The sequence below is a fragment of the Kineococcus sp. G2 genome (genome assembly GCF_037154035.1).
In the GTDB taxonomy this organism is placed as follows: domain Bacteria; phylum Actinomycetota; class Actinomycetes; order Actinomycetales; family Kineococcaceae; genus Kineococcus.
The window spans coordinates 1-19,831 of record NZ_JBBBEM010000060.1 but is presented as its reverse complement, the minus strand read 5'-3'; the positions used below and the strand labels follow the sequence as shown (position 1 = coordinate 19,831).

The window sequence follows — 19,831 nt, the reverse complement described above, 5'->3', positions numbered from 1 at the left end:
ACGGGTCCGGCCCGCCCGGCGGTTCAGCCGACGGCGCCGGCCCGGTCCTCCTGCGGGGCGCGGCCGGTGAGGTCGACGACCTCGGCCCCCTGCTCGTCCTCCTCCTCCGCGGGGACGGTGAGCACCGGCGGCGTCAGGCCGAGCAGACCGCGCAGGTCGTCGAGGTGCTCCGTGATCTCGTCGCGCTGGTGCATCAGCTCGTCGACCTCCGACTGCGCCGAGGCGCGGCTGCGCTCGGCCTGCTCGCGCGCGGTGTCGACCATCTGCTGCGCGCGGGTGCGCGCGTCGGTCAGCAGCGCGTCGGCCTCCTGCCGGGCGGACTCGGCGCGCAGCGCCGCCTGGGCCAGCGCCTCGGCGCGGATGGACTCCGCCGCCTCGGCGGCCTGCTGCGCGCGCTCCTCGGCCTCCGCGGCGCGCTGCTCGGCCTCGGCGATGCGGGCGGCGGTGCGGGCCGCGGCGACCTCCAGGCGCTGGCGGTCCTCCTCGGCGGCGCGCTCGCGGGCGGCGGCCAGGGCCAGCTCCTGCTCGCGCACGGCCGCCTCGGTGCCGGTGCGCAGCTCCAGCGCCTCCCGCTCCGCCTGCGCGCGCAGCTCGGTGGCGTGCCGCTCGGCGGCGGCGATCGCCTCGGAGGTCTCGTGCTCGGCCTGGGCGCGCAGGTTCGCCGCGTGCCGCTCGGCGGCGGCGGTCGTCTCGGCGGCGCTGCGCCGGGCGGCCTCCACGATCCCCTCCGCCTCGGTGCGGGCCCGCGCGACGATCTCCTGCGCGTCCCGGGTGGCGCCCTCGGTGCGCCGCTGCGCGTCCTCGTCGGCGCGCGAGCGGGTCTCCAGGGCCTCCGCGCGCGCCTCCTCGCGCAGCCGGTCGGCGTCGCGGCGGGCGGAGCGCAGGATCTCCCCGGACTGGTCCTCGGCCAGGCGCAGCAGCTTCTCCATGCGCGCCCCCAGCCCGGAGTAGGTGGGCTTGTCGTGCTCGCGCAGCTCCTTCTGGGCCTGGCTGAGCTCGGCGGCCACGCGCAGCGCGCGCGCGTCGCTCTCCTCCACGCGCGCCCGCGCCTCGCGCAGCGCGTCCTCGAGGTGCTGCAGCCGGGCCTCGACCTGACCGCGGTCGTAACCGCGCACGACGATGTTGAAGGCGTCGGGGGACTCGTGGGACACCGGCGGACCTCCGGGACGGGACGGGGACGGGCTGAGGGGCCACCGCGCGGTGCTCCCCGGTGCGGCGCGGCCGCCGCCAGCAGCGTAACCGCGCGGTGGTGCGCCGCCCGGCAGGCGACGGCCGGGCGCGGCGCCTAGCGTGGGCGCGTGCTGGTCGCCTTCTCCGTCTCCCCGTCCGGTGGTCCCGCGCCCGAGGGGGCGCCGGACTCGGTGAGCGCTGCGGTCGCCGACGCCGTGCTCGTCGTGCGCTCCTCCGGCCTGCCGCACCGCACCGACGCGATGTTCACCACGGTGGAGGGTTCCTGGGAGGAGTGCATGGACGTCGTGCGCCGCGCCTGCGAAGCCGTCGGCCGGCACGGCCCCCGGGTCTCCCTCGTGCTCAAGGCCGACATCCGCCCCGGGCACGAGGGCGAGCTGACCGGCAAGCTGGAACGGCTGGAGGCCGCCGTGGAGCGCGCGCAGGGCGAGGCGGGCCGGGGGCAGTGACCCCCGGCCGGCCCCGCGCGCCTCAACCCCGTGCCCGGGCCCGCTGCGCGGCGGCGTCCAGGGAGAAGCGGCCCGCGCCGGTGAACAGCAGCGCCAGACCCGCCGCGCCGAGCAGCAGCGCGTTCTCGCCGTTGACCTGACCCTCCACCAGGAACCCCTGCGGGGCGTGCACGAGCAGCCACACCCCCGCCATCTGCAGCACCAGCAGGCCGCCGGCGACGCGGGTGAGCAGCCCCACCAGCAGCAGGACCCCCAGGCCGACCTCACCCAGGACCACCAGCCAGCCGGCGACCTCGGGGAACGGTGCCCCGACCGCGGCGGCCGTCCCGGTCGCACCGGCGGGGTCGGCGAGCTTGGGGACGCCGTGCACGAGCAGCAGGGCGCCGGTGACCAGGCGCAGCAGCAGCAGGCCCGCGCTGGTCGGGGCGGGCGTGCGGGCCGCGCTCGCGGCGCCGCGGGTGGCGGTGGGTCCGGTCGGGGTGGCGGTCGATCGGGCAGCGGTCATCGTGGGGGTCCTCCGCGTTCGTCGGGGTGGCCCGGGCGGGCCGTTCTGTCGGGCGCGAGGCGTCGCGGGGCGTCGCGGCCGGCTGCGGCGACGCGACGGACCCGGGACCCTGCGCGCAAGGACCGGCTCGCGGGCCCGTCACCGGGGTCAACGAGACCGCTGCCGGGGCGGTTCAGCGCCCGCAGAACCACCGGCCGCGGTCCGCGGGGTTCCCGGGCACGGCTCACGGGTGCGTAGGGTGTCGTCCCGTACCCGGCGCCCGTGCGCGGCCGCCGTCGCCCGTGTGGAGCCCGGGCCCGGCGGCCCACCGCCCGGGCGAGACCCCCACGACACCGGAGGACCACGTGCGACGCGCGATCGCCCGGCTGCTGCTGCTCGCCGGCCTCGGCTGCGCCGCCGCCGGCGCCCTGCTGCTGACGGTCCTGGCCCCGCCGGCCACCCTGACGGTCGCGGTGCAGCCCGCCGCCGGTTCGGTGGCCGTCGTGACCGCCCCCGGTGTCCTGGACCTGTCCGGGCCGGCCGCCACCGTCCGCGCCGCCGCCGGGGACGGCCGGGACGTGTTCGTCGGCGTCGCGACCGCCCGCGACGCGCAGGCGTGGCTGGGGCGGGCCGCGCGCACCGAGGTCACCGGTGTGGCCGGCTCCCTCGACGAACCCGTCGCCCGCACGAGCGCCGAGGGCTCCGGCGCGGCCGCCGACCCCCGGGCCGCGGACGTGTGGCTGGCCTCCGCGGACGGCTCCGGCAGCGCCGAGCTGGTCTGGGACACCACCTCCGACGAGGCCCTCGACGCCGCCGGCGGGGCGGTCGCCGTCGTCGCCACCGACGGCACCGCCGCCGCCCCGCAGCGGGTGGAGCTGACCTGGAGCCTCACCGGCGACGCCGCCCGGCACCCCGCCGCCGTGCCCCTCCTCGCCGGCGGCGCCGTCCTGGCCGTCCTCGGCGCGGTGGGCCTGCTCCTGCACCGCCGCCCCGCCCGCGCCTCGCGCGCCCCCGCCCGACCCGCCCGGCAGGAGACCCGCTGATGCGACCGGTCCGCACCACCGAGACCCGGGCGACGGCGCGCGCGCCGCGCACGACCCGCGCCGCCGCGCTCGCCGCCTGCGCCGCCGTGCTGGCCCTGCCGGCGTGCGCGGAGCTGCCCGCGGTCACCGCCCCCGCGGCCGCCGCGGGGGAGCGGGCGGCCCTGGTGGTCCAGCCCGCGCAGGCCGCCCGCGTGGCGCAGGCGGCCACCGCACCCCTGGAAGCCGCCGGCGACCCCGCCGCCACCGACCTCGACGCGCTCGCCGAACGCGTCACCGGCCCCGAGCTGGACCTGCGCCGGGCCGCCGCCGCCGTCGCCGCCGCCGGCGTGACCCCGCCGGCCGCCGGCGCCGACGACCTGGACGCCATCTCCTCCGTGCTGCCGCGCCAGGACGGCTGGCCGCGCTGGTTCCTGACCGTCACGGAGCCGGGCGAGGACGGCAAGCCGTCGGTGGTCGTGCTGCGCTCGCCGTCGGCCCGCGAGCCGTACCGGGTGTGGGGCACCCCCTCGCTGCTGCCCGGTGCCAGCCTGCCCACCACCGGCGCTCCCGCCGACGGGGCCGCGGTCGTGGCGCCCGACGAGGACACCAACCTGCCGATGAGCCCGCGCGCCGTGGCGGAGCGCTACGCCGACGTGCTGCTGCACGGGGACGGCAGCGAGTTCGCCGACCTGTTCACCGCGGACGCCTACCGCAGCAGCGTGGTCTCCTCCGCGCAGGAGCAGGCCCGCGCGCTGGAGGCCGCGGGCGGCTCGCTGACCCAGGAGCGCACCCTGCTGGACGACTCCGTCGTGGCCGTGCGCACCCGTGACGGCGGCGCCCTCGTCGTGGCGGGCTACCGCTCCTCCGTGACGGCCAGCGGACCGGACGGCGGGCGGCCGGGCACCCTGCAGGACGTCGCGGCGGCCCTGGCCGGTCGCGACGGCGGTGTCACCTCCGTGACGACGGTGCTGGAGGAGGTCGTCGTCTTCGCCGTCCCGCCGGGCGGCGGTCAGGTCTCCGTCGTTGCCGTGCAGAGCGGGCCGGTCTCCGTCGAGGCGTCCTGAGCCCTCCGGGGCCCTCCCGCTGAGCCCTCGCCGCGCGGCTCCCGCGGACCGCGTCACCGGCGTCGTCACCCGCGTCGTCACCCGCGTCGTCACCGGCCTCGCGGGCCGGTGACGGTGCCCGGTGACCGCGTGAGAAGCTGACCGCCATGACTCAGCCGACTCCCCCCGGTGCGGGGCTGAACCTGCGCGGGGCCGTGGACCTCGGTGCCCTGGCGGCCCGCAACTCCCGCCGCGAGGAGGTCGCCCGGCGCGCGGCCGCCGCCCCCGACGCCACGCAGCAGACCTCCCCGTTCGTCGTGGACGTCACCGAGGAGTCGTTCGCCGAGGTCGTCCAGCGCTCGGTGGAGTTCCCCGTCGTGCTGGACCTGTGGGCCGAGGGCTACGACACCGGCTCGGAGGTCCTCGCGCAGCTGGCCGGCGAGTTCGCCGGGCGGTTCCTGCTCGGTCGCATCGACGTGCAGGCCGAGCCGGCGCTGGCGCAGTCGCTGCTGCAGTCGCTGCAGGCGCGCTCGGTGCCGCTGGTCGCCGCGATCGTCAAGGGCCAGCCGCTGCCGCTGTTCACGGGCGCCTACCCCCCGGCGGAGGAGGCCCGGCCGCTGCTGGAGGAGGTCCTGCGCGTCGCCGAGGCCAACGGCGTGACCGGTCGCGTGGCGGGGGAGGCACCCGCGGAGGCCACCGGGCCCCAGGAGCCCGAGCTGCCCCCGCTGCACGCCGAGGCGCAGGCCGCGGCCGAGGCGGGCGACTACGACGCCGCCGCGGCCGCCTGGCGCAAGGCGCTGGCGAACGACCCGCGCGACGCCGCGGCCACCGAGGGCCTGGCCCGCGTCGGCGTCCTGCGCCGGCTGAGCGGGGTGGACGCGAACCGGGCCCGGGCCGCCGCGGCCGACGCCCCCGACGACGTGGCCGCGCAGATCGTCGTGGCCGACCTCGACCTCGTCGGCGGCCACGTGGAGGACGCCTTCGAGCGGCTGCTGCGCATCGTGCGGCGCACCGCGGGCGAGGAGCGGGACGCGGCCCGCGCCCACCTGCTGGAGCTGTTCACGGTCGTCGGTGCGGGGGACCCCCGGGTGGCGAAGGCGCGCACGGCGCTCTCGCGCGCGCTGTTCTGACCCTCCGCCCGACCCCCGCGGGAGCGCGCCCGGCCTGCTCCCGCGGGGCGCGGCGGCGCCGCCTAGGATCGCGCGGGTGAGCACCGACGCGACCGCCACCCGCGGCGAGCTGCCCCGCAGCGCCCCCTCCGCCCTGGGCGTCGACGCCCGCGGCGTGGCGGCGTTCCTCGACGCGGTCGAGGCCGCCGACGGGGTCGAGCTGCACTCCCTGGCCGTGCTGCGCGGCGACGCCGTGGTCGCCGAGGGCTGGTGGGAGCCGTACGCGCCGGACCGGCTGCACCTGCTGTACTCGGTGAGCAAGAGCTTCACGGTCACCGCGCTCGGCCTGGCGGTCGCGCAGGGGCTGGTGGACCTGGACTCCACCGTCCTGTCGCACTTCCCCGAGCTGGACGCCGACGTCACCGACGGGCGCGCCCGCTCGATCACGCTGCGCCACGCGGCCGCCATGGCCAGCGGCCACCGCGGCGAGACGATCGAGGCGGCGCGCGCCGACCCCACCGGCGACGTGGTGCGCGGGTTCCTGCGCCTGCCGCCGGAGGAGGAGCCGGGGACGTTCTTCGCCTACAACCAGCCGTGCACGTACGCGATCGCCGCGGTGCTGCAGCGCGTCACCGGCACCACCCTGACGGGGTACCTGCGCCCGCGCGTGCTGGACCCGCTGGGGATCGGCGAGACCGCGTGGCTCACCGACGACCGCGGTCGCGAGATCGGCTTCTCCGGCCTGCACGCCACCACCGACGCCCTGGCGAAGCTGGGGCTGCTGCACCTGCGCCGGGGGCGCTGGGGCGAGGAGCAGCTGCTGCCGGCCGAGTGGGTCGACGAGGTCGGGCGCCCCCACGTGGACACCTCCGCGGCGCACCCGGACCCGGACGGGCAGCTCGGGTACGGGTACCAGTTCTGGCCCTCCCGGCACGGCTACCGCGCCGACGGCGCGTACGGGCAGTTCGCCCTCGTGCTGCCCGAGCAGGACGCCGTCGTGGCGATCACCGGGCAGAGCACGCGCGGGCAGGTGCTGCGGGACGCCGTCTGGGACCACCTGGTGCCCGCCCTGTCCGGTCCGCCGCTGCCCGCGGACGCCGCCGCGCACGACGCCGCGCTCGCCGCCCGCCTGCGCGGGCTGCGCCTGGACGTGCCGCCGTCCTCGGGGCCGGCGCGCGAGCCCGAGCCGGCGGTGCTCACCGCCGCCGACGGCAGCGCCCCGGCCACGCTGGCGCGGGTCCGCGTGGAGCGCGCCGCGGCCGGCTGGTCGCTCGTGCTGGAGGACGGGGACGACCGCTTGACCGCCGCGCTGGGGGAGGGGTGGACGACCACGGGCGCCCTGGCGACGAGCTGGGCGTGGACGGGACCGCGCTCGCTGCGCGTGGACGTGGTGCTCGTGGAGACCCCGCACCGCCTGCAGCTGGAGCTGGACGTGGCCGCGGGCACCTTCCGCGGCACCTGGTGCACCGAGCCGCTGCACGCCCCCGCGCTGGCGCGGATGCGCGCCCCCGGGCGGCCGTGAGCCCCGTCCCGGCCCGCCGCCCCGGGCGCGCACCGGCTCCCCGGTCGCGGGTCCGGCCGCCGGGTGCTGCACTGTGGGACCGTCCCCGTCCCGGTCCAACCACGGAGCCGCAGTGATCGACTACCTGCGGGGCAGTTCGGGCGTCGTCCTCGACGCCCTGGCCCAGCACGTCGTCCTGGCCGTCGTGCCGCTCCTGATCGGCGCGCTGCTGGCGCTGCCGGTGGGCTACCTGGGGGTGCGCTTCCCGCGCCTGTACCAGCCGCTGATGGGGCTGTCGGGGATCGTGTACTCCATCCCGTCCCTGGCCGTGTTCGTGACGCTGCCGTACCTGCTGGGCACCCGCATCCTGTCCCCGGTGAACATCGTGGTGGCGCTGGCCGTCTACACGCTGGCGCTCATGGCCCGCACGGTCGCCGACGGGCTGCGCTCGGTGGACCCGGCGCTGGCGGAGGCGGCGACCGCCATGGGGTACCGGCGCACGCGGCGGCTGCTGGAGGTGGAGCTGCCGCTCGCGCTGCCCGTGGTGCTGGCCGGTGCGCGGGTGGCGGCGGTGTCCAACATCAGCCTCGTCAGCGTGGGCGCGCTCATCGGGGTCGGCGGGCTGGGGGAGCTGTTCACCCGCGGGTTCCAGCTCGACTACGCCGAGCCGATCGTCACCGGGATCGTGCTGACGCTGCTGCTCGCCGCGGTCGCCGACCTGCTGCTCGTGCTGCTGCAGCGCTGGGCGACGCCGTGGACCCGCACGGCCGGACGGAAGGGCTGACCCGCGTGGAGGACACCCCGTACCTGCTGGACCCGGCGCGCTGGAGCGGCCCGGGCTCGATCCCGCAGCTGGTGCTGGCGCACCTGGGCTACACCGGGCTGGCGCTGCTGGCCGGCGTCCTGATCGCCTTCCCGCTGGGGCTGCTCATCGGCCACACCGGCCGCGGCGCGTGGCTGGCCATCAACGCCGGCAACGCCGGACGCGCCCTGCCGACGCTGGGTCTGCTCATGCTGCTGGTGACGCTCATGGGGCTGGGCGTGCTCCCCGTGCTCATCGCCCTGGTGGTCCTCGTGGTCCCGCCGATCCTCACCTCCACCTACGCCGGGCTGCGCTCGGTGGACCGCGCCGCCGTCGACGCCGCGCGCGGCATGGGGATGCGCCCGCTGCAGGTGCTGTTCGGCGTGGAGGTGCCGATGGCGCTGCCCGTGCTGTTCAGCGGGTTGCGCGCTGCGGCGCTGCAGGTGGTGGCCACCGCGACCGTCGCCGCCGCCGTGGGCCTGGGCGGCCTGGGGCGCCTGCTCATCGACGGCCTGGCCGTCAACGACTACGGCCGCGTCGTCGCCGGGGCCGTCGTGGTGGCGGTCCTGGCCATCGCCCTGGACGTGCTCCTGGCCCTGGTGCAGCGCGCCGTCGTCTCCCCGGGGCTCACCGGGCGCCGCTCGCGCCGCACGCGCGGCCGGCGCCGCCCGGACACCCCGGCCCAGTCCCGCCTCGACGCCGACCTGGCGTGAGGACCGACGGAAGGATCCACCCGTGAAGCGCAGGACCCTGCTGACGACCGCCCTGGCCGCCTCCGGCGCGGGGCTGACCCTGGCCGCCTGCGGGGCGGGGGAGGACCCGCTCGCCGCGGATCCCAGCACCGAGGACGCCGCGACGGACGCGCTGGTGATCGGCTCGGCCAACTTCCCCGAGAACGAGCTGCTGGCGGAGATGTACGCCCAGGTGCTCGAGGCCTCCGGTGTCGAGGTCGAGCGGAACTTCGGCATCGGCTCGCGCGAGATCTACCTGCGCGCCCTGCAGGACGGCTCGATCGACCTCATCCCCGAGTACAGCGGCGCCCTGCTCGCGGCGGTCTCCGAGGGGGGCGTCCCCGAGGACGTCAGCACCCCTGAGGAGGTGTACGAGGCGCTGGAGGACGCGCTGCCGGACGGCCTGACGGTGCTGGAGCAGGCGGAGGCGCAGAACAAGGACAGCCTGACGGTCACGCGGGCCACCGCCGAGCAGTACGGCCTGACGAGCATCGCGGACCTCGCGCCGGTGGCGGGGCAGCTCACGGCCGGTGGTGCGCCGGAGTTCGCCGAGCGCTACCAGGGGCTGGTGGGGCTGAAGGAGGTCTACGGCGTGGAGTTCGCCGGGTACCGCCCCCTGGACGTCGGCGGCCCGCTGACGGTGCAGGCGCTGCTGGACGGTGACGTCCAGGTCGCGAACCTCTTCACCACCGACTCCTCCATCGAGACCAACGACCTCGTGGTGCTGGAGGACCCGGAGGACCTGTTCCTGGCCGAGAACGTGGTGCCGCTGATCAGCGCGGCGCGCGGCAACGCGCAGATCGCCGCGGTCCTGAACGCGTTCTCCGAGACCCTGACCACCGAGAAGCTCACCGAGTACCTGGCACGGGTGCAGGTGGACAAGGAGTCCGTGGCCGAGGTGGCGAGCGCCTACCTGGAGGCGAACCCGATCGAGCCCGCCGCCGCGGGCTGACCCGCTCCCGGGGCCGGGTTCCCGGCGCTGAGTCCCGGGCACCGCGCGACGACGGCCGGCCACCCGCGCGGGTGGCCGGCCGTCGTCGTGGCTGCGGAGGCTCAGTCCTCCGGCACCAGCCAGATGGCGCCCAGCGGCGGCACGCGCAGGGTCGCGGACTGCGGCTGGCCGTTCCAGGACGGGCCGTCGGCGACGATCGTGCCGGTGTTCACCACGCCCGAGCCGGCGAAGCGCTCGTCGTCGGTGTTGAGCAGCTCCTTCCAGCGGCCCGGCTGCGGCAGGCCGACGCGGAAGTCCTCGTACGGGCTGGCGGAGAAGTTCACCACGACGGCCAGCTGCTCGCCGTCGGTGCCCCGGCGCACGTACGAGATCAGGTTGCGCTGGTTGTCACCGCCGTCGATCCACTGGAACCCCTCGGGCGAGAAGTCCTGCGACCACAGCTGCGGGTGCGCCTTGTACAGGGCGTTGAGCTGCGCGACCAGGTCGTGCAGCCCCTTGTGCCAGGGGGTGTCCAGCAGCCACCAGTCCAGCGAGCGGGCCTCGGACCACTCGGCCTCCTGGCCGAGCTCCGCGCCCATGAACAGCAGCTGCTTGCCGGGGTGGGACCACATGTACGCCAGGTAGGCGCGCACGTTCGCCAGCTGCTGCCAGCGGTCGCCGGGCATCTTGCGCAGCAGGGAGCCCTTGCCGTGCACCACCTCGTCGTGCGAGATCGGCAGGCAGAACTGCTCGCTGAACGCGTAGACGAGGCTGAACGTCAGCTCGCCGTGGTGGTACTGGCGGTAGATCGGGTCCTGGGACACGTACTGCAGCGAGTCGTGCATCCAGCCCATGTTCCACTTCAGGCCGAAGCCGAGGCCGCCGCCGCTGGTGGGGGCCGTGACGCCGGGGAACGCCGTGGACTCCTCGGCGATCATCATGATGCCCGGGGTGCGCTTGTAGGCGGTGGCGTTGGCCTCCTGCAGGAAGCTGATGGCCTCCAGGTTCTCCCGGCCGCCGTACTGGTTGGGCAGCCACTGGCCCTCCTCGCGGGAGTAGTCCAGGTAGAGCATGGAGGCCACCGCGTCCACGCGCAGGCCGTCGGCGTGGAACTCCTCCAGCCAGTACAGGCCCGAGGCGACGAGGAAGTTGCGCACCTCGCTGCGGCCGAAGTCGAAGACGTACGTGCCCCAGTCCATCTGCTCGCCGCGGCGCGGGTCGGGGTGCTCGTACAGCGGCGTCCCGTCGAAGCGGGCCAGGGCGAACTCGTCCTTGGGGAAGTGGCCGGGCACCCAGTCGATGATGACGCCGATGCCGGCCTGGTGGAGGCGGTCGATGAGGTGCCGCAGCTCGTCGGGCGAACCCCAGCGCGAGGTGGGCGCGAAGTACGACGTCACCTGGTAGCCCCAGGAGCCGCCGAAGGGGTGCTCCATGACGGGCAGGAACTCCACGTGGGTGAAACCGGCTTCGCTGACGTAGGAGACCAGCTCCTCCGCCAGTTCGCGGTAGCCGAGCCCCTGGCGCCAGGACCCCAGGTGCACCTCGTAGACGGACACCGGCCCGGCGTGCGGGTCGCTCGCCGCGCGCTTCGCCAGCCAGTCGGCGTCGCCCCACTCGTAGGTGGACTCCGCCACGACGGACGCGGTCGCCGGGGCGACCTCGGTGGCCTGGGCCATCGGGTCGGCCTTCTGGCGCCAGTGCCCGTCCGGGCCGAGGATCTCGAACTTGTAGCGGCTGCCGGCGCCGACGCCGGGCACGAACAGCTCCCACACGCCGGAGGAGCCCAGCGAGCGCATCGCGTGCGCGCGCCCGTCCCAGTGGTTGTGGTCGCCGACGACGCGCACGGCCTGCGCGTTCGGGGCCCACACGGCGAACGCGGTGCCGTCCACCCGGCCCCGGGGACCGTCCCAGTGCCGCACGTGCGCGCCGAGGACGTCCCACAGCTGCTCGTGGCGGCCCTCGCCGATGAGGTGCAGGTCCACCTCGCCGACGGTGGGCAGGAACCGGTACGGATCGTCGACGACGTGCGGCTCGCCGTCGGGGTAGGTGACCTCCAGGCGGTAGTCGCCGACCCTGCCGCCCGGGTGCACGCCGGCCCACACGCCGTCGTGCTCGTGGACCAGGCCGACCCGTCCGCCGTCCTCGGTGAGGACGGTGACGGCCGAGGCGAACGGCTTCAGGGCGCGGTAGGTGACGGCACCGTCGTGCGGGTGCGCGCCCAGCACGGAGTGCGGCGACCAGTGGGACCCGGTGGCGACCTTGGCCAGGTCGTCCGCATCCACGGGGCGGGGGGTGGCGGCTTCGCTCGACATGGGCTCCAGTCTCCGGTCGGCAGGGCCCGCCCGCGCGTCGGAGCGGACCGGGGTTCTCGGTCGCGGTCGGTCAGGTCGTGACGGTCACGACGTCAGGCGCCGCACGGCGCCCATCGGGATGCCTACCCAGTCCGGTCGGTTCCGGACCTCGTAGACGACCTCGTACAGGGCCTTGTCCAGCTCCAGGGCGGCCAGCAGGGTCGCCGCCGCCGAGCCCGGCTCGCGCGGGTCGACGCCGGTGCCCCGCGCGTACGCGGCCAGGAACGCCTCGCGGCAGGCGGCGGCCCAGCGGCCGGCGGCCTCCTCGCCCACCCGGTCGGCACCGCTGGAGGCGGCGTAGTCGAAGGAGCGCAGCATCCCGGCCACGTCGCGCAGGGCGAGGTCGGGCACGCTGCGCTCGGCCAGCGGCCGCAGCGGCTCGCCCTCGAAGTCCAGCAGCACCCAGCCGCGCTGCTCGGAGCGCAGCACCTGGCCCAGGTGGTAGTCGCCGTGCACGCGCTGCAGGTCCGGCGCGCCGGTGACGTGCCGCACGGCGTCCACGCGGGCGGTGGCGGCCTCGGCCACCTCGCGCAGCTGCGGCACCGCGGTGCACGCCCACGCCACGCGGGCGGTCAGCCCGTCGGCGAGCGCGGCGAGGCGCTCGGGCGTGGCGGGCTCGGTGGCCAGCTCCCGGGCGAGGACGGCGTGGACCTCGGCGGTGGCGGCGCCCAGCTCACCGGCGTCGGCGCTGAAGTCGCGGCCCTCCTCGACCGCGGCGGTGGCGACCCGCCAGGCGTCCTGCGAACCGGCGAGGAACTCCGTCAGGTGCGCGAGGTGGCCGTGCGCGACCTGCCCGTCCGGGGCCGTCCACTGCCCGTCGACCCACCCGGCGGGGCGGGGCACGCGCTCGCAGCCAGCCGCGGCCAGGGCGGTCTGCACGACGACGTCGGGGTTGTCGCCGGCGCTGAGGACGCGGAACACCTTCGCGATGAGCGGTGCCGCGTCCGAGCCGTCCGGCGGGGTGACGACGATGGAGGTGTTCGACTGCTCGCCGCCGAGCACCTTCGTGCGCGCCCCGGCGGGCACGGGCAGCCCGCCGTCGGCGCTGGTGCCGTGCACGCCGAAGGAGGCCGAGCCGGCACCCTCCTCGCTGGCCACCAGCGTCAGCAGCGCCCGGGTGAAGGTGGGGTCGTGGGGGCCGTCGTACACCCACGCCTCGGCGCCGTCGACGTCCGGCAGGTGCCCCACCAGCGCGCCGGCGAGGTCGTCGTCGGGGGCCGGGCGCACCGTCAGCGGCACCGCGTAGACGGTGCTGGTGGCCTCCTCGCCCAGGCCGGTGCGCACGGTCAGGGCCACGAGCTGCGCCACGCCGCCCTCGTCCAGGGCGGTGCGCTCCAGGCGCTGCAGGTGCACCGAGGCGCCCTTGTGGGCGAACCACCGCTGCTGCGGCGCCCACCGCAGCAGCAGTTCGGCCAGCGCCGCGTCCGAGGCGGGGTCCGTGGTGGTGGGGCCGGTCACGAGCCACCTCCGAGCTTCAGCCAGTAGAAACCTCGCGGGCCGACGGTGACGGTCAGGCCGCCGTCGGCGTCCACGTCGGGGAAGGCGGCGCCGCCGAAGAGGTCCCGCACGCTCGCGCCCGCCTGACCGGGCACGCGCAGCACCGCCGACTGCGCGTGGTCGGAGAGGTTGTTGACGCACAGCACCGTCTCGCCCTCCTGCTCCTGGGTCGGATCCAGCACCCGCAGGAACGCCAGCACGGAGTCGTTGCTGCAGTAGCCCTCCTCGGGGCGCACCGGGGCGGCGCCGACGGCTGCCTCCAGGGAGGCGTCCGCGGGGCTGAGCCCCTCCTCGGTGCTCTCCGGGTGGCGCGGGGTCAGCGGCACGTACCGGCCCAGGCCGAACGCGGGGTGCTGCCGGCGCACCGCCAGGACGTTGCGCACCCAGTGCAGCAGCGAGCTGGACGTCGCCAGCTGCGCCTCCACGTTGACCGCCTGGTAGTTGTAGACCAGCGACTGGATGGTCGGCAGGTACAGCTTGCCGGGGTCGGCGGCGGAGAAGCCGGCGTTGCGGTCCGGCGTCCACTGCATCGGGGTGCGCACCGCGTCGCGGTCGTCGAGCCAGATGTTGTCGCCCATGCCGATCTCGTCGCCGTAGTACAGGCACGGGCTGCCCGGCAGCGACAGGACCATCGCGTGGATGAGCTCGATCTCGGGCCGGGAGTTGTCCAGCAGCGGGGCCAGCCGGCGGCGGATGCCGATGTTGGCGCGCATGCGCGGGTCCGGGGCGTACCAGCCGTACATGGCGGCGCGCTCCTCGGTGGTGACCATCTCCAGCGTCAGCTCGTCGTGGTTGCGCAGGAAGGTGCCCCACTGGCCGCTGGAGACGGGGATCTCCGGGGTGGCCGAGAGGATGTCGATGATCGGGGTGGCCTTGCCCTCGCGCAGCGCGTAGTACAGCCGCGGCATGACGGGGAAGTGGAAGCACATGTGGCACTCCGGCTCCTCCTCGGTGCCGAAGTACTCCACGACGTCGAACGGCCACTGGTTGGCCTCGGCCAGCAGGACGCGGCCGGGGTACTCGTCGTCGACCATCTTCCGCAGCCGCTTGAGGAACTGGTGGGTGGCGGGGAGGTTCTCGCCGTTGGTGCCCTCCTCCTCGAAGAGGTAGGGGACCGCGTCGAGCCGGAAGCCGTCGATGCCCATGTCCATCCAGAAGCGGACGGTGTCGAACATCGCCTCCTCCACGGCCGGGTTCTCGAAGTTGAGGTCCGGCTGGTGGGAGAAGAAGCGGTGCCAGAAGTACTGCCGGCGCACCGGGTCGAACGTCCAGTTCGACGTCTCGGTGTCGACGAAGATGATGCGCGCGTCGGCGTACTTCTCGTCGGTGTCGCTCCAGACGTAGAAGTCGCCGTAGGGGCCCTCGGGGTCGGACCGGCTGGCCTGGAACCACGGGTGCTGGTCGCTGGTGTGGTTCATGACCAGGTCGATGATGATGCGGATGCCGCGCTGGTGGGCCTCCTGCACGAGGCGCTGGAAGTCCGGCAGGGTGCCGAACTCGGGCAGCACCGCGTTGTAGTCGGCGATGTCGTACCCGCCGTCGCGCAGCGGGGACGCGAAGAACGGCGGCAGCCACAGGCAGTCCACGCCGAGCCACTGGAGGTAGTCCAGCCGGTCGGTCAGGCCGGAGAAGTCCCCGGTGCCCGAGCCGTTGGAGTCGGAGAACGCACGGACCAGCGCCTCGTAGAAGACGGCCGTCTTGTACCACTGCGGGTCGTTCTTCAGGCCGGGGCCGGCGATGTGGAGGTTCTCCAAGGTCATCCTCCCGCCCCGTGCGGCAGCACGTGGAAGACGTGCGCGGGCTCGACGTACGGGTCCAGGCGCACGTAGTCGTGCTCGCCCCACTCGTACACCGCGCCGGTCAGCTCGTCGCGCACGGTGAAGCGCTCCCACCACTGCCGGCCCAGCGCGGCCATGTCCAGGTGCACGGTGGTCTCGCGGGTGGCGTGCGGGTCGAGGTTCACGACGGCGATCACGAGGTCCTCGGTGCCGTCGGGGGCCACGCGGCGGCGGGAGAACGCCAGGACGTTCTCGTCGTCGCACGGGTGGAACACCGTGCCGCGCAGCTCCTGCAGGGCCGGGTGGGCCCGGCGCACCTCGTTCAGGCGCTTCAGGTACGGGGCCAGGCTCCACCCCTCGCGCTCGGCGCGCGCCCAGTCGCGGGGCCGGAACTGGTACTTCTCGTTGTCCAGCTGCTCCTCGGCGCCGGGGCGGGCGGCGTGCTCGACGAGCTCGTAGCCGGAGTAGATGCCCCATGACGGGCTCAGCAGCGCGGCGAGCACGGCGCGCAGCTTGAACACCGGTGGACCGCCGTACTGCATGGTGGGGGTGAGGATGTCGTGCGTCGTGGGCCAGAAGCTGGGCCGCATGTAGTGCGCCGACTCGGTCGTCAGCTGCTCCAGGTACTCGCGGATCTCCCAGCCGGCGTTGCGCCACGCGAAGTAGGAGTACGACTGCTGGAAGCCCACCTTGGCCAGGGTGTGCATCATCGCCGGGCGGGTGAACGCCTCCGAGAGCCACACCACCTCGGGGTGCTCGCGGCGCACCTCGCCGATGAGCCACTCCCAGAACTCGACCGGCTTGGTGTGCGGGTTGTCCACGCGGAAGCAGGTGACGCCGTGCTCGATCCACACGTCCACCACGCGCTTGACCTCGGCGTAGATGCCCTCGGGGTCGTTGTCGAAGTTCAGCGGGTAGATGTCCTGGTACTTCTTCGGCGGGTTCTCCGCGTACGCGATGGTGCCGTCGGCGCGGGTGGTGAACCACTCCGGGTGCTCGGTGACCCACGGGTGGTCCGGGGAGCACTGCAGCGCCAGGTCCAGGGCCACCTCCAGGCCCAGCTCCTTCGCCCGGGCCACGAAGAAGTCGAAGTCCTCGAAGGTGCCCAGCTCCGGGTGGATGGCGTCGTGCCCGCCCTCGGCCGCCCCGATCGCGTACGGCGAGCCCGGGTCCAGCGGGCCGGCGTTCAGCGAGTTGTTCGGGCCCTTGCGGTTGGTCCTCCCGATGGGGTGGACCGGGGTGAGGTAGGCGATGTCGAAGCCCATGTCCGCGATGGCCGGCAACCGCTCCGCGGCGGTGCGGAACGTGCCCGACACCCAGCGGCCGGCCTCCTCGTCGAAGTGCGCCCCCTCCGAGCGCGGGAAGAACTCGTACCAGCTGCTGAAGGCCGCCAGCCGCCGCTCCACGCGCAGCGGGAGGGTGGGGGAGGGGGAGACCATCTCCCGCAGCGGCAGCCGGTCCAGCGCGGCGCGCACGCCGGCGGACGTGCCGGCCGCCAGGCGCTCACCGTCGCCCAGGGAGGTGTCGCGCAGCCGGCCGGCGGCCTCGCGCAGCACCTGCGCGCCCTCGCCGTCGCGGCCGGGCAGGTCCGCGGCGCGCTCCAGCAGCCGGGCGCCCTCCTCCAGCATCAGCGCCACGTCCACACCGGCGCCGACCTTGATGGTCGCGTCGTGGTCCCAGGTGCCGTACGGGTCGGACCAGCCGTCCACCCGCACGCCCCAGTCCCCCTCGCCGTCCGGCACGAGCACGGCGGCGTAGGAGTCCCTGCCGGCGTTCGTCAGCGTCATGCGCGCGCTGGGCCCGTCGGTGCCGTCCGGCCGCACCAGCACGGCCGTCGCGGCCACCGCGTCGTGGCCCTCGCGGAACACCGTGGCCGTGACCGGGACGAGTTCCCCGACCACCGCCTTGGAGGGCCAGCGCCCCGCGTCCACGGCGGGGAAGACGTCGAGGACGGGGATGCGCCCGACCACCGGCCGGGTGCCGCTCCCGGCCGGCGCGGTACCCGCCGAGGGGGTGTCCGGGCGCTGCGCCGCGGCGGCAGCGGTCCCGCGCGTGGTCGGCTGCTGCTTCGTCGTCACGTGCGGCAACCTACCGAGGGCGGGCGGAGGTGTCGCGGGGAAGTCGCGGGCGAGCGGTCGCCGGTCCGGCCCGCGCGCGGCCGGGCGCGGACCGGGTGGCGGGGGGGTGCGGAGGTGGAGCGCTCACCTGTCGTGCGCGTGTCCGCGCGGCTACTGTCGATCCTCGTGAGAGCCATCCGACGCTTCACCGTCCGCACCGTGCTCCCCGCTGCGCTGGCCCCGCTGGGGGAGCTGGCCAGCAACCTGCGCTGGTCGTGGCACGAGCCCACGCGCGAGCTGTTCGAGTCCATGGACCCGGCCGCCTGGGTGGCGGTGCACCGCGAACCGGGGGCCCTGCTGGGTGCCCTGAGCACCGAGCGGCTGGAGGCGCTGGCCGCCGACGCCGGGTTCGTGCGCCGCGTCGAGGCCGCCGCCGCGGACCTGCGCTCCTACCTCTCGCGGCCGGGCTGGTACGCCTCCCTGGGAGCGGACGCGCCGAGGTCCATCGCCTACTTCTCGATGGAGTTCGGCATCACCGGTGCCCTGCCGCAGTACTCCGGCGGTCTGGGCATCCTCGCCGGCGACCACCTGAAGTCCGCCAGCGACCTGGCCGTGCCCGTGGTCGGCGTCGGGCTGTTCTACGCCACCGGGTACTTCAAGCAGTCCCTCTCCCGCGACGGCTGGCAGCAGGAGACGTACCCGGTCCTGGACCCGGACGGGCTGCCGCTGGCCCTGCTGCGCGAGGAGGACGGCACCCCGGCGAAGGTGCACGTGGACCTGCCCGGCGGGCGGCGCCTGAGCGCGCAGGTGTGGAAGGCGCAGGTCGGGCGGGTGCCGCTGCTGCTGATGGACTCCGACGTGGAGGAGAACGACGACGCGGCCCGCTGCGTCACCGACCGCCTGTACGGCGGCGGCGGCGAGCACCGCCTGCAGCAGGAACTGCTCTGCGGCGTCGGCGGGGTGCGCGCGCTGCGGCTGTGGTCGCGGCTGACCGGTGCGCCGGAGCCGGAGGTCTACCACACCAACGAGGGGCACGCCGGGTTCCTCGGCGTGGAACGCATCCGCGAGCACGTCGAACGGGGCCTGGAGTTCGACGAGGCGCTGGAGGCCGTGCGCGCCGCCACCGTGTTCACCACCCACACCCCCGTCCCCGCCGGCATCGACCGCTTCGGCCGCGACCAGATCGAGCTGTACTTCGGCCCCGGCAACCCGCTGCCCGGGGTGCCGGTCGAGCGCGTCCTCGCCCTGGGCGCCGAGGACTACCCCGGCGGCGACCCCGGCGTGTTCAACATGGCCGTCATGGGGCTGCGCCTGGCGCAGCGCGCCAACGGCGTCTCGCAGCTGCACGGCGCCGTCAGCCGCGGCATGTTCGACGGGTTGTGGCCCGGGTTCGACGCGCCCGAGGTGCCCATCGCGTCCATCACCAACGGCGTGCACGCCCCCACCTGGGTCGCTCCCGAGGTGCTGCGCATGGGCGAGCGGTACATCGGCCCCGAACTCGTCCGCGAGGGCCAGGGGTTCGAGAAGGTCGACCGGGTCCCCGACGAGGAGATCTGGCGCACCCGCCGGGTGCTGCGCGGCCGGCTCGTGGAGGACGCCCGGCGCCGGCTGAAGCTGTCGTGGCTGCAGCGCGGGGCCAGCGAGGCCGAGCTGGCCTGGACCCGGGAGGTCCTCGACCCGGACGTGCTGACCATCGGGTTCGCCCGGCGCGTGCCGACCTACAAGCGCCTGACCCTCATGCTGCGCGACACCGAGCGGCTGAAGTCGCTGCTGCTGCACCCGCAGCGGCCCGTCCAGCTCGTCATCGCCGGCAAGTCCCACCCGGCCGACGAGACCGGCAAGCGCCTCATCCAGCAGATGGTGCGCTTCGCCGACGACCCCGAGGTCCGCCACCGCATCGTCTTCCTGCCCAACTACGACATCACCATGGCGCTGTCGCTGTACCCGGGCTGCGACGTGTGGCTGAACAACCCGCTGCGCCCCTTCGAGGCGTGCGGCACCTCGGGCATGAAGGCGGCCCTGAACGGCGGGCTGAACCTCTCGATCCTCGACGGCTGGTGGGACGAGTGGTACGACGGCGGCAACGGGTGGGCGATCCCCACCGCCGACGGCGTCGACGACCCCGACCGCCGCGACGACCTCGAGGCCGCGGCGCTGTACGACCTCGTCGAGAACTCGGTGGCCGCGCGCTTCTACGACCGCGACGAGCGCGGCCTGCCCGCGCGCTGGCTGGAGATGGTGCGCCACACCCTCGCCTCGCTGGGGCCGAAGGTGCTCGCCAGCCGCATGGTCGGCGACTACGTGCGCCAGCTGTACGTGCCGGCCGCCGTCGCGGGCCAGGCGGCCACGTCCTCCGGCGCGGCGGCCGCGAAGGACCTGGCGCGCTGGAAGGGCGAGGTGCGCGGAGCGTGGCCGGGCGTGCGCGTCGACCACGTGGAGTCCTCCGGCGTGGGCGACTCCGCCCAGGTCGGCGACGTGCTGCACGTGCGGGGCTTCGTCTCCCTGGGCTCGCTGCGACCGGACGACGTGGAGGTGCAGGTCGTGCACGGGCGCGTCAGCGAGTCCGACCGGCTCAGCCCCTCCGGCGTGCTGGCCCTGCGCCACGCGGAGGACTTCGGCGACGGCCGGCACCGCTACGAGGGCGAGGTCCCGCTGCGGCAGACCGGCCCGTTCGGCTACACCGTGCGCGTGCTGCCCCGGCACGACGGCCTGGCCACCCCGGCCGAGCTGGGGCTCGTCGCCAACGCCTGAGGCGCTCGGGGCGCGGGTGGTGGGGCGGGGGCCGCCCCACCACCCGGCCCGCCGCCGTCCTCGCCGCCGCCGTCCTCACCACCACCGCCGTCACCGAGGAACTCCAGGAGCAGCGCGCTCACCGCGCCCGGTTCGAC

General features: G+C 75.5%; 15 protein-coding genes. 9 read left to right on the top strand and 6 right to left on the bottom strand.

Features of this window, described 5'->3' with window-relative positions; all coding sequences use genetic code 11:
• Window positions 1-23: 23 nt before the first annotated feature.
• Entirely contained in the window at window positions 24-1,151 is a 1,128-nt protein-coding gene (locus V9U69_RS10195) for a hypothetical protein (protein WP_337061635.1), read from the bottom strand.
• 147 nt (window positions 1,152-1,298) lie between these two features.
• On the opposite strand from V9U69_RS10195, the gene V9U69_RS10190 reads away from it, so the two are divergent.
• On the top strand, window positions 1,299-1,637 hold the full coding sequence (locus tag V9U69_RS10190) for a thiamine-binding protein (RefSeq protein ID WP_337061633.1): 339 nt from the start codon (window positions 1,299-1,301) through the stop codon (window positions 1,635-1,637).
• 22 nt (window positions 1,638-1,659) lie between these two features.
• Here the strand turns inward: V9U69_RS10190 and V9U69_RS10185 are convergent, their stop codons facing one another.
• Window positions 1,660-2,142, bottom strand: a complete 483-nt coding sequence (locus V9U69_RS10185; RefSeq protein ID WP_337061631.1) for a DoxX family protein — start codon at window positions 2,140-2,142, stop codon at window positions 1,660-1,662.
• 344 nt (window positions 2,143-2,486) lie between these two features.
• On the opposite strand from V9U69_RS10185, the gene V9U69_RS10180 reads away from it, so the two are divergent.
• The 7 genes from V9U69_RS10180 (at window position 2,487) to V9U69_RS10150 (ending at window position 9,281) form a co-directional block, all read left to right on the top strand.
• Window positions 2,487-3,164: a hypothetical protein gene (locus V9U69_RS10180; protein WP_337061630.1), complete on the top strand. Its 678-nt coding sequence runs from the start codon at window positions 2,487-2,489 to the stop codon at window positions 3,162-3,164.
• On the top strand, window positions 3,164-4,207 hold the full coding sequence (locus V9U69_RS10175) for a hypothetical protein (RefSeq protein ID WP_337061628.1): 1,044 nt from the start codon (window positions 3,164-3,166) through the stop codon (window positions 4,205-4,207). Before V9U69_RS10180 ends, V9U69_RS10175 begins: the two co-directional genes overlap by 1 nt.
• Window positions 4,208-4,353: 146 nt before the next feature.
• Window positions 4,354-5,316 carry a co-chaperone YbbN gene (locus V9U69_RS10170; protein ID WP_337061627.1) on the top strand — a complete coding sequence of 321 codons (963 nt, stop codon included), beginning with the start codon at window positions 4,354-4,356 and terminating at the stop codon, window positions 5,314-5,316.
• Window positions 5,317-5,392: 76 nt separating this feature from the next.
• Complete coding sequence (locus V9U69_RS10165) at window positions 5,393-6,817, top strand: serine hydrolase domain-containing protein (protein WP_337061626.1); 1,425 nt, start codon at window positions 5,393-5,395, stop codon at window positions 6,815-6,817.
• A gap of 112 nt (window positions 6,818-6,929) precedes the next feature.
• Window positions 6,930-7,580: an ABC transporter permease gene (locus V9U69_RS10160; protein WP_337061625.1), complete on the top strand. Its 651-nt coding sequence runs from the start codon at window positions 6,930-6,932 to the stop codon at window positions 7,578-7,580.
• Window positions 7,581-7,585: 5 nt separating this feature from the next.
• Window positions 7,586-8,311, top strand: coding sequence for an ABC transporter permease (locus V9U69_RS10155; RefSeq protein WP_337061623.1), 726 nt, complete (start codon window positions 7,586-7,588; stop codon window positions 8,309-8,311).
• Between the two features lie 22 nt (window positions 8,312-8,333).
• Window positions 8,334-9,281 (top strand): ABC transporter substrate-binding protein, encoded by a 948-nt coding sequence (locus tag V9U69_RS10150; RefSeq protein ID WP_337061621.1) that lies wholly within the window; start codon window positions 8,334-8,336, stop codon window positions 9,279-9,281.
• A gap of 101 nt (window positions 9,282-9,382) precedes the next feature.
• On the opposite strand, the gene glgB is transcribed toward V9U69_RS10150, so the two are convergent.
• The 4 genes from glgB to V9U69_RS10130 all read right to left on the bottom strand — a co-directional run bounded on the left by glgB (window position 9,383) and on the right by V9U69_RS10130 (window position 16,964).
• Window positions 9,383-11,572: a 1,4-alpha-glucan branching protein GlgB gene (gene glgB / locus V9U69_RS10145; RefSeq protein WP_337061620.1), complete on the bottom strand. Its 2,190-nt coding sequence runs from the start codon at window positions 11,570-11,572 to the stop codon at window positions 9,383-9,385.
• Window positions 11,573-11,656: 84 nt separating this feature from the next.
• Complete coding sequence (locus V9U69_RS10140; RefSeq protein WP_337061619.1) at window positions 11,657-13,069, bottom strand: maltokinase N-terminal cap-like domain-containing protein; 1,413 nt, start codon at window positions 13,067-13,069, stop codon at window positions 11,657-11,659.
• A complete protein-coding gene (gene treS, locus V9U69_RS10135) occupies window positions 13,066-14,868 on the bottom strand; it encodes a maltose alpha-D-glucosyltransferase (protein ID WP_442907711.1) in 1,803 nt (600 codons plus the stop codon). The genes V9U69_RS10140 and treS overlap by 4 nt, the downstream gene beginning before the upstream one ends.
• Entirely contained in the window at window positions 14,865-16,964 is a 2,100-nt protein-coding gene (locus V9U69_RS10130) for an alpha-1,4-glucan--maltose-1-phosphate maltosyltransferase (RefSeq protein WP_337061617.1), read from the bottom strand. The genes treS and V9U69_RS10130 overlap by 4 nt, the downstream gene beginning before the upstream one ends.
• A 165-nt stretch (window positions 16,965-17,129) precedes the next feature.
• Between V9U69_RS10130 and glgP the strand changes: the two genes are divergently transcribed.
• Complete coding sequence (gene glgP, locus V9U69_RS10125) at window positions 17,130-19,694, top strand: alpha-glucan family phosphorylase (RefSeq protein WP_337061616.1); 2,565 nt, start codon at window positions 17,130-17,132, stop codon at window positions 19,692-19,694.
• Window positions 19,695-19,831 lie beyond the last annotated feature (137 nt).

Coding starts and splice junctions, on each gene's coding strand:
- V9U69_RS10185 (WP_337061631.1), bottom strand. CDS start 2,142: ATGACCGCTGCCCGATCGACCGCCACCCCGACCGGACCCACCGCCACC.
- V9U69_RS10175 (WP_337061628.1), top strand. CDS start 3,164: ATGCGACCGGTCCGCACCACCGAGACCCGGGCGACGGCGCGCGCGCCG.
- V9U69_RS10170 (WP_337061627.1), top strand. CDS start 4,354: ATGACTCAGCCGACTCCCCCCGGTGCGGGGCTGAACCTGCGCGGGGCC.
- glgB (WP_337061620.1), bottom strand. CDS start 11,572: ATGTCGAGCGAAGCCGCCACCCCCCGCCCCGTGGATGCGGACGACCTG.
- treS (WP_442907711.1), bottom strand. CDS start 14,868: ATGACCTTGGAGAACCTCCACATCGCCGGCCCCGGCCTGAAGAACGAC.